The organism is Streptococcus cristatus, assembly GCF_003943535.1.
GTDB classification, from domain to species: Bacteria; Bacillota; Bacilli; order Lactobacillales; family Streptococcaceae; genus Streptococcus; species Streptococcus cristatus_L.
Window position 1 is genome coordinate 140350 of sequence record NZ_RJPU01000002.1, and the last position, 14781, is coordinate 155130.

General features: G+C 43.9%; 10 protein-coding genes. All 10 read left to right on the plus strand.

Going from position 1 to position 14781, the window contains the following annotated elements; all coding sequences use genetic code 11:
• The first annotated feature begins 99 nt into the window (after window positions 1–99).
• The 10 genes from D8790_RS03900 to D8790_RS03950 all read left to right on the plus strand — a co-directional run bounded on the left by D8790_RS03900 (window position 100) and on the right by D8790_RS03950 (window position 14731).
• Window positions 100–1035 carry a DUF805 domain-containing protein gene (locus D8790_RS03900; protein ID WP_125387642.1) on the plus strand — a complete coding sequence of 312 codons (936 nt, stop codon included), beginning with the start codon at window positions 100–102 and terminating at the stop codon, window positions 1033–1035.
• 293 nt (window positions 1036–1328) lie between these two features.
• A complete protein-coding gene (locus D8790_RS03905) occupies window positions 1329–1799 on the plus strand; it encodes an RNA polymerase sigma factor (RefSeq protein ID WP_179856623.1) in 471 nt (156 codons plus the stop codon).
• Complete coding sequence (locus D8790_RS03910) at window positions 1786–2784, plus strand: anti sigma factor C-terminal domain-containing protein (RefSeq protein ID WP_045499358.1); 999 nt, start codon at window positions 1786–1788, stop codon at window positions 2782–2784. Before D8790_RS03905 ends, D8790_RS03910 begins: the two co-directional genes overlap by 14 nt.
• 122 nt (window positions 2785–2906) lie before the next feature.
• Window positions 2907–4103: an elongation factor Tu gene (gene tuf, locus D8790_RS03915; protein WP_005590656.1), complete on the plus strand. Its 1197-nt coding sequence runs from the start codon at window positions 2907–2909 to the stop codon at window positions 4101–4103.
• A 139-nt stretch (window positions 4104–4242) separates the two neighbouring features.
• Window positions 4243–7527 carry an ATP-dependent nuclease subunit B gene (rexB, locus tag D8790_RS03920; protein WP_125387643.1) on the plus strand — a complete coding sequence of 1095 codons (3285 nt, stop codon included), beginning with the start codon at window positions 4243–4245 and terminating at the stop codon, window positions 7525–7527.
• Window positions 7524–11186: a helicase-exonuclease AddAB subunit AddA gene (addA, locus tag D8790_RS03925; protein WP_125387644.1), complete on the plus strand. Its 3663-nt coding sequence runs from the start codon at window positions 7524–7526 to the stop codon at window positions 11184–11186. Before rexB ends, addA begins: the two co-directional genes overlap by 4 nt.
• 141 nt (window positions 11187–11327) lie before the next feature.
• On the plus strand, window positions 11328–12326 hold the full coding sequence (locus tag D8790_RS03930) for an LTA glycolipid anchor biosynthesis glycosyltransferase, IagA/BgsA family (RefSeq protein WP_125387645.1): 999 nt from the start codon (window positions 11328–11330) through the stop codon (window positions 12324–12326).
• 1 nt (window position 12327) lies between these two features.
• Window positions 12328–13641, plus strand: coding sequence for a glycosyltransferase family 4 protein (locus D8790_RS03935; protein ID WP_125387646.1), 1314 nt, complete (start codon window positions 12328–12330; stop codon window positions 13639–13641).
• A 36-nt stretch (window positions 13642–13677) separates the two neighbouring features.
• Window positions 13678–14043 (plus strand): hypothetical protein, encoded by a 366-nt coding sequence (locus D8790_RS03940; protein WP_125387647.1) that lies wholly within the window; start codon window positions 13678–13680, stop codon window positions 14041–14043.
• A gap of 331 nt (window positions 14044–14374) precedes the next feature.
• Window positions 14375–14731, plus strand: a complete 357-nt coding sequence (locus tag D8790_RS03950; RefSeq protein WP_125370710.1) for a hypothetical protein — start codon at window positions 14375–14377, stop codon at window positions 14729–14731.
• Window positions 14732–14781 lie beyond the last annotated feature (50 nt).

The following is a 14781-nucleotide window of genomic DNA, read 5'->3' on the forward strand; positions in this document are numbered from 1 at the left end:
TTCCTTGCTCTGAGAGTGAGCCAAGATTAACTTACCTTGATTTCGAGCTAAAATTATGATACAATGAATTCTGTTAATAAAAATTTAGAGGAGATTTCTATGTTTTCTGCTTATAAAAAATTTTGGACTCGTTATGCAGACTTTAGTGGTCGTTCAAGTCGTTCGGATTACTGGTGGGTTGTCCTATGTCATTTTTTGATTACCTTACCATTTTCGTTTATTGCCGTTTTTGGTTTTCTCATTCCGCTTTTTAGTGAAGTTTATTATGCAGGACTATACGATTATGAACCAGATTTATCTGGAGTTACGGCTGGCGCTGGTTTGGCTGTGTTCATAATGTTCTTACTTGCCATCTATTGGGTTGCAACAATCGTTCCTAATCTTGCCATCGCTGTTCGTCGTCTTCGTGATGCTGGCTTCCATTGGGCATTTATTTTTCTCACTGTAGGGCCTTCACTAGCTTCCTTCATTCCAGTGTTGAATATCCTAGCTGCTTTAGTCAGCTTGCCATGTAGTATTGCTTTAATTGTCTTGCTTTGCCAAGCTAGCAAACCAGCTCAGCAAGTTAAAGGAGCTCCTTATGGTCAACAAGGATTCCAAGGTCAGCAATTTGGTCAAGCTCAACAACCAGTTCAAAACCAACAGTTTGCTCAGCCTGGATTCCAAGGACAACAACAGCCGGCACCAAACCAACAATTTGGTCAAGTTCAACAGCCAGCTCAAAACCAACAGTTTAGTCAGCCTGTTAGCCAAGAGCAACCATTTGCTCAGCAACAAGCACCAGTTCAAAATCAAGGATTTGGTCAGCCTCAGCAACCTTTTGGTCAGAATCAAGTGAACCAGCCAACTCAACCGTTTGCTGCTAGCCAAGCCCAAACTCAAGAATCAACTCAATCAGCATTCTCAGCATCAGTTTCAGAACCAGCTGAATCAGTTCATTCAGTAGAAGCTCATCAGTCTCAAGCTGAAACTGCAGAACAGGCTCTGGGAACTGCTTCTGAACAAATCAACAACTCAGAGTCAATCTCTCAATAAAATCTATAAGATATCAACCCTAGATAGTTTCAATCTATCTGGGGTTTCTTTGTCGTCTTTTAAACTTTTGTAACCAAAATGACTTTCTATTCGTTATACTAGTAGAAAGGGGGAAGAATAGAAAAGTATTGAATAGAGAAAAGTAGTATCAAATGAAAAGTAGCAGCTGCGAGCTTTGGATTAGAAAGACTTTTTACTATTATTCTGCTTTTTTAAGGAATGCAAGTAAGGAGAGATTTGAGGAGAAGTTGTGGGGAGGTGAGATTATCAAACTGGATGAATACGAAAACATCTTGATTGGCTTTGCCCGAGAGATTGTTTTCTACTTGCAAAAGTCAGGAGCTTCTAAGGCCGAGGCAGAAGATGTGGTACAGGATGTTTTTGTCAAAATGTTAGAGACTGATCTGGTCATCCCAGCAGAGAAGATGCGAGCTTGGATGTATCGGGTTTCCATCCGCCGCTACATCGATCGCTATAGGCGCGATCAGCATTATCTAGAAATTTTGCAAAAGGAATTTTTCAAACAAGATGTGATTCAACCATTTGAGAACGACCATTATGAGCTGTTAAGGTTGACGATAGAAGAGCTCCCAACTAAGGAAGCAATGCTTTTAGATCTTTATTATTTCCAAAATTTTACAGTAAAGGAAATCGCTCAAATTATGTCGTATTCTGTAAGTAAAGTGAAAGTACAACTCATGCGTAGCCGAATTAAGCTCCGCCATAAATTGGAAAAGAAAGGATATAAAAATGGAAACATTTGAAATTTTAGCGAAGAAAAGTAAACGGAAACGACTTTGGAAGACAGTTGCCATCAGTAGTCTTGTCTCCTTAGCTTTATTGCTTTTACTAGGAAAGGGATTGATAGAATTAGCCTCGAGTAATGGTCGAAATTTGCAGAAAGAGTACGAAGTTATGTCGGAAATCGCCTACCCTAATGTTGACTATGACAGTCTTTACTACACTCAAAATTCTTTGTTTTCAGGAACCTTACATTCTGATCGTTTCAAAGATTTAGATGGAGTGAAGGTGGCTTATCCTTCCTATGAGGGGAACTATTCACTCATAGGTGCTTTTAGAGATCCGACTGCGGAAGGGACTTATTTGTCTCTCTCAGGAACCTATACGCGAACCCTGCGTCAAAAATATCCGGTCTTCTATAATATCAATGTCAAAGGGACAAAGGATAGTAATTCTATACCTAAGGAGTTGGCTTCTGTCAAAGAAATGCCAAATCAATTGGTGGAAGTAGCTTTGACTTTTGATAAAGCTTATACTTATAAGGAAATCCAGAAGATGATACCGAACAATCTCAAGATTAACTGGTACTGGATTGGCAGTCAGTCAGAAGATGTTGACAATACTGGGGCATTGCGCACTGATCCTAAGACGACTTACGGAGCTAACGCTGGTCTTCTCTTTACTTATGATTCAGATGTTAGAAAGAAGGCAAAAGAGGCTAAGAAAGAGCAGCAGACTTTCTTGGATTATCTGAAAAAGGCAGATAAAAATCTTTTCCCAAGTGTTAGTGGGTACAACACGTACAATGATGTGGAGTCCTATCTCAAGAAATTTGGTCAGCTAGATATTCGTGAAGCAGAAAATCGGGATCAATTAACTTTCTCTGGTGTCATCTTGACAGGAAAAGCTGAAAATTTCGCTCAACTAGAAGAGAAAGAATGGATTTATGCTTCCAGTATTGGTGCTTCTGTTCCCAATCAGCCTTACTATAAGCTAGATAAGGAATAATTGACAAAAAATGTGTAAAAGGCTTGCATTTTCAGTAAAATTTGATAAAATAGTAAGGAAAGTTAGACTGTATTGCCTACTGTCTATCTATAAAATATATTTTATTGGAGGCTTTTACTCAAATGGCAAAAGAAAAATACGATCGTAGTAAACCACACGTTAACATTGGTACTATCGGACACGTTGACCACGGTAAAACTACTTTGACAGCAGCTATCACAACTGTATTGGCACGTCGCTTGCCTTCATCAGTTAACCAACCAAAAGACTATGCGTCTATCGATGCTGCTCCAGAAGAACGTGAACGTGGTATCACTATCAACACTGCGCACGTTGAGTACGAAACTGAAAAACGTCACTACGCTCACATCGACGCTCCAGGACACGCGGACTACGTTAAAAACATGATCACTGGTGCCGCTCAAATGGACGGAGCTATCCTTGTAGTAGCTTCAACTGACGGACCAATGCCACAAACTCGTGAGCACATCCTTCTTTCACGTCAGGTTGGTGTTAAACACCTTATCGTCTTCATGAACAAGATCGACTTGGTTGATGACGAAGAATTGCTTGAATTGGTTGAAATGGAAATCCGTGACCTCTTGTCAGAATACGACTTCCCAGGTGACGATCTTCCAGTTATCCAAGGTTCAGCTCTTAAAGCTCTTGAAGGTGATACTAAGTACGAAGACATCATCATGGAATTGATGAACACTGTTGATGAGTACATCCCAGAACCAGAACGTGATACTGACAAACCTCTTCTTCTTCCAGTCGAAGACGTATTCTCAATCACTGGTCGTGGTACAGTTGCTTCAGGACGTATCGACCGTGGTACTGTTCGTGTCAACGATGAAATCGAAATCGTTGGTATCAAAGAAGAAATCCAAAAAGCAGTTGTTACTGGTGTTGAAATGTTCCGTAAACAGCTTGACGAAGGTCTTGCAGGGGACAACGTAGGTGTACTTCTTCGTGGTATCCAACGTGATGAAATCGAACGTGGTCAAGTTATCGCTAAACCAGGTTCAATCAACCCACACACTAAATTCAAGGGTGAAGTTTACATCCTTACTAAAGAAGAAGGTGGACGTCACACTCCATTCTTCAACAACTACCGTCCACAGTTCTACTTCCGTACAACTGACGTTACAGGTTCAATCGAACTTCCAGCAGGTACTGAAATGGTAATGCCTGGTGATAACGTAACTATCGACGTTGAGTTGATCCACCCAATCGCCGTTGAACAAGGTACTACTTTCTCTATCCGTGAAGGTGGACGTACTGTTGGTTCAGGTATGGTTACTGAAATCGAAGCTTAATTCGATTTCGTTCCCAGATAACAATTATAAAATCAGACACGAAAAGTCTCGCTTCGGCGGGGCTTTTTCTTTTAGAGAAAGCCTTTTTCTCACAAACATGATATAATATTTCTATATTTTGTTGTTGAAAAGAGACGGTATGAAATTACTTTATACGGATATCCGCAGTCCTTTGACAGCGCATTTGGTTAAGCAAGCTCAGGACTTAGCAGCAGCCGGCAAGCGGGTCTTTTATATAGCTCCCAACTCCCTTTCTTTTGAAAAGGAGCGAGCAGTTTTGGAGGAATTGGAAAATCAGGCTTCCTTTGCCATTACAGTGACGCGTTTTGCCCAGATGGCTCGCTATTTTGTCCTCAATGATGTTCAGGAAGGACAGTCCTTGGACGACATTGGCCTAGGTATGCTATTTTACCGAATATTATCGGAAATGGATGATCGAGAACTAAAGGTTTATGGGCGGATCAAGAAGGATGCACAATTTATCCAGCAACTGCTAGACCTTTATCATGAGCTTCAGACAGCCCAGATGACTTTTGCGGATTTGAATCATCTAGAAGAGCCAGAGAAGCGCGAGGATTTGCTCAAGATTTTCACGGCTTTTTCTGCTGCTCTTCAGGCGGGAAATTATGATGCGACCTCTAAACTCACGATTTTTGCCCAGCATATTCTAGCTGGAGATTTGGATGGGGAATTGGCTAATCTCGCGCTGGTTATTGACGGATTTACCCGCTTCTCAGCAGAGGAGGAATATCTAGTAGATTTGCTGCATCGCAAGGGAGTGGAGATTGTCATTGGCGTTTATGCTAGTCAAAAAGCCTACCGGACAGCCTTTCGTGAGGGCAATCTTTACCAGGCCAGCGTGGACTTTTTGCTCAAGCTGGCTCAAACTTATGAGATCAAGCCAGAGTATCTAGCGGGAGATTCGATTCAGTCGGATGATGCCTTTGGCAAGATTTCAAAGATTTTAGAGAGTCGCTATGATTTTTCTGAAACCCATGTGGAATTGACTGCGGAGGATCGCTCTCACGTAGAGATTTGGTCGGTGCGCAATCAAAAAGAAGAACTAGAGTATGTGGCCAAGTCCATTCGTCAGCGGCTCCATGATGGCGCTCGCTACAAGGATATCCGGCTGCTTTTGGGTGATGTGGAGGTCTACCAGCTCCAGCTGAAGACCATTTTTGACCAGTATCAAATTCCATTTTATTTAGGGCGGTCTGAGTCCATGGCTCAGCATCCTTTGGTCCAGTTTTTAGAGTCACTGGAACGGTTGAAACGCTATAATTTTCAGACAGAAGATTTACTCAATCTTTTAAAAAACGGCCTGTATGGCGGCTTGCGTCAGGAGGAGCTGGATAGTTTTGAGCAGTACCTTCGCTTTGCGGAAATTAAAGGAGCAGCCAAGCTGGGGAGAGATTTCACCATTAACCGTCAGGAGAAATTTGACCTGAAGCGGCTCAATGTCATGCGTCGCAGCCTTATCACGCCTCTGTTAGACTTTTTCAAATCTCGCAGTCATACAGTGGCTGGCCTCTTGGCTAAATTTACCAATTTTATCAAAGAAGTTCGCTTGGATGCCAATCTGATGGGGCTGTTGGAAGATGCAAGTCAGCAGGAAGTAGAGCGGCAGGAGGAAGTCTGGAAGACCTTTTGCCATGTCTTAGAGCAGCTTGCTCAGGTGTTTGATGGTAGCAAGCTCAAGATCGATGATTTTCTGGCTCTGATTCTGTCTGGCATGCTTCTGGCCAAGTACCGAGTTGTACCAGCGACAGTGGACGTGGTGACAGTTCAGTCCTATGATTTGATTGAGCCCATGGCTGCGCCTTATGTCTATGCTATCGGATTGACGCAGGAGCGCTTGCCTAAGTTAGCGCAAAATAAAAGTCTACTCAGTGACGAGGAACGTCAGGCCTTAAACCAAGCAACTGGGGACGAATCAGAGTTGCAGGTAGCTAGCAGTGAAAATCTCAAGAAAAACCGCTTTGCCGCCCTATCTTTACTCAATTCAGCGACAGAAGATTTGGTTCTGTCTGCTCCTGTTTTGACCAATGAAGTAGAAGATGCCATGTCTTCCTATCTGACAGAGCTGGAAATAGCGCCTATCTCTCTACCCATCATCAGCAAGCAATCACAGGCTAGCAGTGACGATATTGGGACTTATCGGGCTCTGTTGGCGCGCGTGATTGACCTCTATCAGGAGGATATTGACCGCGAATGGACGCCGGAGGAACAGACCTTTTGGGCAGTGGCCATCCGAGTCTTGCGTAAGAAGTTGGCAGCTGAAGGGATTTCTATTCCCCAGATCAGTAAGGAGTTGAAAACGGAGCCTCTCAAGTCGGAAACCCTCCAGGCTCTGTATCCTTCAGAACAGCCATTGAGACTATCAGCCTCTGCTCTCAATGAATACTTTAAAAACCAGTATGCCTATTTCCTTAAGTATGTTTTGCGGTTGCAGGAGGAGTGGACCATTCAGCCGGATGCGCGCAGTCACGGGATTTTCCTCCACCGAATCTTTGAAAAGGTTATGCAGGAGCACTTGGAGCAGGATTTCGACACTCGCTTGCAACGGGCTATGGAGGAGACTAGCTGGGAGGCTGAATTTGAGTCTATCTATGGTGAAAATGGGGAGACCCAGTTTGCCCGCCGTTTGCTATTGGACACGGCTCGAGCTACTGGTCGTATCTTGGCTCAGTCGGATGGGCTGGAGGTCATCGGTAAGGAGACTGACTTTGGTCATGATCGGCCTTTCTTACTTTTTGACAATGGCAGAGCTCTTCAGGTGAGCGGCAAGGTGGACCGTATTGATCGTCTAACGGAGACGGGGAGTCTGGGAGTTGTGGATTACAAGTCGGGCGATACCAAATTTAGCTTTGAAAAGTTCTTTAATGGGCTTAATTCTCAGTTGCCGACCTACCTAACAGCTATCCGAGAAATGCCAAAATACCAGGAAGACAAGGGAATTTTCGGTGCCATGTACCTACAGATGACGGAGCCTCTAGCTAGCTTAAAGGAGACCAAGGCGCTGGACGAGGCAGTGAAACAAGTTATGAAAAGTCAGGTCTATAAAGGCCTCTTTCTTGCTGACCAGGCCAAGGACTTGTGCGCTAACTATGAGAAAAGCAAGGTTAATTTGCTGACTAAGGAAGAGTTGGAAGTGATTCTGACTTATAATGCTTTTCTCTATCAGCAAGTAGCAGAAGGCATTTTAGCTGGTCGATTTGCCATCAATCCTTATACAGAAAATGGACGCAGCATTGCCCCTTACGTGGACCAGTTTAAGGCCATTACAGGCTTTGAAGCCAATCTCCATCTGGGGCAGGCTAGACAGCTGACCAAGTTAAACCTGGACCAGTATGATAAACGGCCGACAGGCGAGAAGCTGCGTCAAGCCTGGCTAGAAAAAATCAAGGAGGAGTTGGACAAATGAGACGGATTCCCTTTTTAAGCGAGCAGGATATCCTAGTCAAGCAGGCTGAGGAAGCTGCCTCTGACAAGCCACAAAAGCGCACACCAGAGCAGATTCAGGCCATCTACTCCTCTGGTCAGAATATTCTCGTCTCAGCTTCGGCTGGCTCTGGTAAGACCTATGTTATGGTTCAGCGGATTATTGACCAGATTCTCAGAGGTGTGGAGGTCAGCCAACTCTTCATCTCCACCTTTACTGTCAAGGCGGCAGGTGAGCTCAAGGAACGGCTGGAGAAGGAGCTGAGTCTGGTACTCAAGGAGACTTCAGATCAGGAACTCCGCCAGCATCTGGCCCAGCAGTTGGCTGAGATTGCCAATGCGGATATTGGTACTATGGACGCTTTTACCCAGAGAGTAGTCAATAAGTACGGCTATTTGCTGGGGCTGGCACCGCATTTTCGGATTTTACAGTCGGCCAGTGAGCAGCTCATTCTGCAAAATGAAGTCTTTGATCAGCTTTTCGATACCTACTATGAGAGTGATCGACAGGAATTATTCAGTCGCTTGGTCAAAAATTTCACGGGCAAGCGCAAGGACATTGCTAGTTTCCGCCAGCAGATTTATAGTATTTATAGCTTTCTCCAGTCTACCAGCAATCCGCGAAAATGGTTGGAAGAGACCTTTCTTCTAGGTTATGAAATCAGTGATTTTGTGGCAGAGCGGGAGCGAATTCTCTCTGAGGCTAGGCAGTCTTTGCTAGATTTGGAAGATTTTTTCCAGAGCCATTTGGCTCATGAAGGTCAGGCCTTTGCTGGGGCTAAATATCAGGAAAATGTTCAGGCATCCTTAGATATCTTGGCTGAGCTGACAGAGCAGACCGAATCGGAACAGTTGCTAGACTTGATTCAGCGCTTTTTAGAATTAGCCAAGACCTCTAACCATCAGGCTTTTACTGCCCGAGTTGGTAAGAATGCGGACGAGCTTAAAAAGGAGCTGGCTCAGATCTATAATGAGGCCCGCAAGCCCTTGATAGAGCGAATTAAAGAGCTGGATGTCCGCCTTTACCATCTGAATTTTATGGAGCAGCATCAGGCGGAAGCACTCCCTCTACTAGATTTGTTGCGCGAGTTTGTCCGAGATTTCTCGCAAGCTTATTTGGAGCGCAAGGTAGCGGAAAATGCCTTTGAATTTGGCGACATCAGCCATTTTGCTATTGAGATTTTAGAAAATTATCCAGAAGTGCGGCGTTATTATCAGGATAAGTACCATGAGGTCATGGTCGATGAGTATCAAGACACCAACCATACTCAGGAGCGAATGCTGGAATTGCTGGCTCGAGGAAATAATCGCTTTATGGTTGGCGACATTAAGCAGTCCATCTATCGATTCCGCCAGGCCGATCCGCAGATTTTTAATGATAAATTTAAACTCTATCAGGCCGATCCTAGTCAGGGCAAGCTGATTATTCTCAAGGAAAATTTCCGCAGTCACATCGAGGTACTGGAAGCCACTAATGATGTCTTTAAACGACTCATGGACGAGGAAATCGGCGAGATTGACTACAATGAGACCCACTACTTGGTGGCAGGAAATCCAGCCAAACGGGAGCCGAATCCAGCCAATCAGGCGGAGTTCCTGATTTATGATGGTAGCGCCGAAGAGGATTCTGACCAAGGCCTACCTAGTATTTCAGCTGGTGAAGTCGCCTTGGTAATCAAGGAAATCATCCGTCTTCATAATCAGGAAGGGGTGGATTTCAAGGATATTACCTTGCTGACAGCTTCGAGGACCCGCAATGATCTAATTTTGGCAGAGTTTGACCGACATCATATCCCGATTGTGCCTGATGATGGCGAAACCAATTACCTCCAGTCAGTAGAGGTTATGGTGATGTTGGATACCTTGCGGACCATTAACAATCCTCTCAATGACTATGCCCTGACCGCTCTCCTAAAGTCGCCAATGTTTGACTTTGATGAGGACGAATTGGCTCGGCTAGCCTTGCAAGCCTCCAGTCCTAAGTCTATGGAAAATCTCTACGAAAAGCTGAGGAATGCTCTGGCTGATCAAGGTCTGGAACCTCAGCTCATCCATGATGAATTGCGTAAGAAACTGCAGCACTTCCAGGAAACGCTTAATGACTGGCGCAGCTATTCCAAGACCCATTCTCTCTATGATTTAATCTGGAAGATTTATCAGGATCGTTTTTACTACGATATGGTCGGGGCTCTGCCCAACGGTGAGCAGCGTCAGGCTAATCTCTATGCCCTGTCCTTGAGGGCCAACGACTATGAAAAGTCGAGTTTCAAAGGCTTGTCCCGTTTTATCAGCATGATTGACAGAATTTTGAAAAATGAGCACGATTTGGCCAGTGTCCCTCTGGCTGCTCCTAAAAATGCTGTCCAGCTAATGACTATTCATAAGAGTAAGGGGCTGGAGTTTAAATATGTCTTTCTGCTCAATATGGATAAGACCTTCAATCGTCAGGATAGCAGCTCTGCCATTATCCTCAGCCGACAAAAAGGCATTGGAATCAAATATGTAGCCGATGTGGTCGTTGAGGCTCAGGATCCTCATGCACCCAAGCAGATCCGCATTTCCATGGAGACCCTACCTTATCAGCAGAATGCCGAAGAACTCAAGCTGGCTAGCTTATCTGAGCAGATGCGTCTGCTCTATGTGGCCATGACGCGGGCTGAAACTAAGCTCTATCTGGTCGGCAAGGGCAATCAAGCTAAGCTCCAAGAGCGCAAGTGGGGGACTAGCCAAAATGGGCGCTTATCTAGCAGTCTTCGAAGCCAGCTGACCAATTTTCAGGATTGGCTCTATGCTATTCAGTCAGTGTTTGAAAAGGAAAATCTAGCTTATCAAACCCGCTTTGGAACTGATCAGGAGCTGACAGACGAGCAGATTGGAGTAGTGGAGCAGGCTGATCCTATTCCAGTAGATGATTTGACGGGCAACCGTCAGTCAGAAGATATCCGCCGAGCTCTGGATATCTTGGAGAATGTAGATCGGCTCAACAGTCTTTATCAAGCGGCTATTGAATTGCCTAGTGTCCGTACACCCAGTCAAATCAAGAAGTTCTATGAGCCGGTTATGGACTCAGAAGGGCTGGACATTATGGATGCGCCTCGAAGCCATCAGACTCAGCTGACTTTTGAACTGCCTGATTTTGGCAAGAAGGAGCAAGTCACGGGAGCTCAAATCGGCTCTGCTGTCCATGAGCTCATGCAAAGGATTCCGCTGGATCGTCCTATTACTAAAACTAGCATTCGTCAAGCCTTGACTCAGGTTCAGTCAGATGCGGCAGTTAAGAAAGAGATTGACTTGGCTAAGATTGAAGCCTTTTTCGCTACAGAACTAGGTCAGCTAATTCAGCAGGAGGTCAATCATCTCCATCGTGAAGCCCCTTTTGCCATGTTCAAGCAGGATTCGGCCAGTGGTCAAAACTTTGTTGTTAGGGGAATCTTAGACGGCTACCTGCTCTTTGATGATCGCATTGTCCTCTTTGACTATAAGACTGATCGCTATCATGAGTCGACAGAGTTGGTGGATCGCTACCGAGCTCAGCTGGATCTCTATGCTGAAGCACTCAGCCGTTCCTATGGTCTTAGCCAAGTAGACAAATATCTGATTCTACTGGGAGGTACTGAACTGCAGGTAGTCAAGGTGGACTAGTCTGCTTGGAAACTGAATAGAGTTCCAGCAAGAATGGATATTGCTACAGGAAATGCTTGTGGGAAGGATGAGTGCATTATTTAACTACCAATTTTCCCTTGGCGTTTCCTTTTTTTGCTTCTTTTGGGTATAATAGAAGATATGAAAGTATTACTATATCTAGAAGGAAAGTCTGTTTTAGAAAAATCAGGTATCGGCCGTGCCTTGCAGCATCAAATGCATGCACTGGATCTGGCAGGAATTCCTTATACCACAGATGTTTTAGGAGATTATGATGTCGTGCACATCAACACTTACGGACCTCGTAGTTTACTTCTTCTTCACGCGGCTAAGCGGGGAGGCAAAAAAGTGATCATGCACGGACATTCGACCAAAGAAGACTTCGAAAATTCTTTTATTGGGTCTAATCTTTTTGCGCCCTTATTTGGCAAATATCTAGCGCACATGTATAAGATGGCGGACTTTATCATTACTCCGTCTGAGTATTCAAAAAAATTGATTGAATCCTATGGCGTGACGACGCCCATTATGGCTGTTTCAAACGGCATTGACCTGTCGAAATACAAGAAAGATGAACGTAAGGAGGAAGTCTTTAAAAAACATTTTCGGATTGCAGATGGACAGAAAGTCGTAATCTGTGCCGGCCTTTATTTCAGACGAAAAGGAATCGAAGACTTTGTCGAAGTAGCTCGTAGAATGCCAGATGTCCGCTTTATCTGGCTGGGTTCTATCAATCTCTGGCTTATTCCGCGCAAGATTCGAAATCTTGTCCTCTATAATCATCCTGAAAACGTAGAATTTCCGGGTTATTTCAAAGGTGCAGTTTTCCAAGGAGCCATGTCAGGCAGCGATGCCTTCTTTTTCCCGTCTTATGAAGAGACTGAAGGGATTGTGGTCTTAGAAGCCCTGGCCAGCGGGCAACACGTGGTCCTACGTGATATTCCTGTTTATAATGGCTGGATTGATGAGGAGTCGGCAGAGCTTTGTCATAATGTAGATGAGTTTGTCGAATCGCTTCGTAAGGTTCTTGACGGAAAAGTCGATAAACGTGAAGCAGGCTATCGTGTTGCGGAGAGTCGCTCCATTGATGACGTCGCGCTTCAGTTAGTCAAGGCTTACCAAACAGTTTTGGAGATGTGATATGCGGATTGGTCTTTTTACAGATACCTATTTTCCTCAGGTTTCCGGGGTTGCGACGAGCATTCGCACCCTCAAGACTGAGCTAGAGAAATTAGGTCATAAAGTCTTTATTTTTACTACGACGGACAAGGATGTCAACCGCTATGAAGATTGGCAGATTATCCGTATTCCCAGCGTGCCTTTCTTCGCTTTTAAGGATCGGCGCGTGGCTTATCGTGGTTTTTCCAATGCCTTAGAAATTGCTCGCCAGTACCAGTTGGATATCATCCATACTCAGACAGAGTTTTCACTGGGTCTCTTGGGCATCTGGATTGCCAAGGAACTGCGGATTCCAGTGGTTCATACCTACCATACCCAATATGAGGATTATGTGCATTATCTTGCCAAGGGCATGGTGATTCGTCCGAGTATGGTCAAGTACATCGTGCGTGGTTTCATGAGCGATTTGGATGGTGTCGTTTGTCCTTCTGAGATTGTTTATGACCTTTTGGTTGGTTATAAAATCAAGGCGGAAAAACGGGTCATTCCAACAGGAATCGACTTGGCCAAATTTGACCGCCCAGAACTCTCACGGGAAGACATCAAGAAACTACGCTTTAAGCTGGGAATAGCAGAAGATGAAGTCATGCTACTCAGTTTATCAAGAATTTCCTACGAGAAAAATATCCAGGCGATTGTTGAAGCACTGCCAATGGTTTTGGAAGAAAATGCCAAGGTGAAGTTGGTCATTGTCGGAGATGGGCCTTATGCTGAGGACTTAAAAGCCTTGGTAGCCCAGCTTCATATTGAGGATTCAGTCATTTTTACAGGGATGATTGCACCAAGCGATACGGCCCTCTACTATAAGGCGGCAGATTTCTTTATCTCAGCCTCAACCAGTGAGACGCAGGGGCTGACTTATCTGGAAAGTCTAGCCAGCGGTACGCCCATCATCGCCCATGGCAATCCCTATCTGGACAATGTGATCAGCGATAAAGCCTTTGGTACGCTTTATTATGAAAGTAGAGATTTAGCAGGGGCTATTTTGGAGGCCATTTTGGCAACACCAGATATGGACGAGAAAAAGCTAGCCGATAAATTATACGAGATTTCCGCCGAGAATTTTGGTCGCCGTATCTATGAATTCTATTTGGATTTAACCATTAGCAAGGATTTTCATAATGATCTCAATCCAGAAGAAACGGTTGCTAAACGTTTAGCCAAGACCATTGTCTATTTGCCAGGGAAAATCATGTCACTGCCGGTCAACAGCTCAACTAGGATGATAAAAGCATCTAAGAAGCAGATCAAGAATATTCGGAAATATTGGGAATAAACTTTCTCATAAGGCCTAATGAACGGAGGTGCTCTTATGAAAATCTATAAAAAAGAAATTTTCTTTTTGCTCCCCCTTTTCTTTTTCTATTTTGTCTTTTATATACTGTTACGGTATTTGCCCATAGATTCCATCTTAAGTAAGGGGCTGGTAGTTGGAAATGTTCTCATCTACTCTCCTCTGGCGACCTTCTTGGTATCCCTGCTCTATGCAGCTTTGTATGGATTTTCTCTGCGCTTTTCTTTCTTGGTTGCTCTCTTATTTTTCCTGACTATTTTCACCTTTGGGGAGTGGATTCCTCTTTATCATGCCGTCTATTTCCTTTTCTCACTAGCTGGAAATGGTTTAGGACACTTGATTTATCGATTTACTAGGAAAAATAGCAGAGCTGAAAACCAATAAAAGTTCTTGCAAATTTTTTCAATCGTGCTATAATAATTTTTAGAGACATATCACCTGCAGGAAATCTTTTAGAGAGCGCGTGGAGCTGGAAATCGCGTAGAGGATGCAGTTGGGACTACTCTACTAGATTTTATGAAAACATAAAACGGTGGCTACGTTAGAGCCAATCAGAGGTGTAGGTCTTTTTGACTTGCATAAATGAAGGTGGAACCACGTTGCGACGTCCTTTCGAGGATGTCGTTTTTTGTATGGAGAATAGTTACGACAAAGTTAAAATGAATTTAGCCAAGAGCTGAATGAGGTGATAGATTTGAAGAAATATTTATCTTGGATGATGGCTTGTACCTTCCTATTAGTCTATGTCTGGCTAATGAATACGCTCAGTCTATGGGGAACGGAAAATATTGTCGTCTTTTCATTTTTTCTACTCATTCCTCTCTTGCCATTTCTTGCCCCCTTTCTTGGTATCTTAATGTTTTTCAACAACAAGAAACTCATTATAACAGGATATCTTTTAAGTTTGACAGCTGGTATCTATTTGGTCAATGCGATCAAAAGTTATCCGATAAGAATATACATGAGAGGTGAGATGACTCAGGAGGAATATCTGTCTCTTATTCTTTCTTTGGTAGGCTATCTATTTATTTCTACGCTTTTCTTTATTTTTAGAATGAAAAAGCTAAAATGAAATTGATTGTTATCATTCTTTGTTGATAGCTAGTTTCCCAGTTCTTCAAC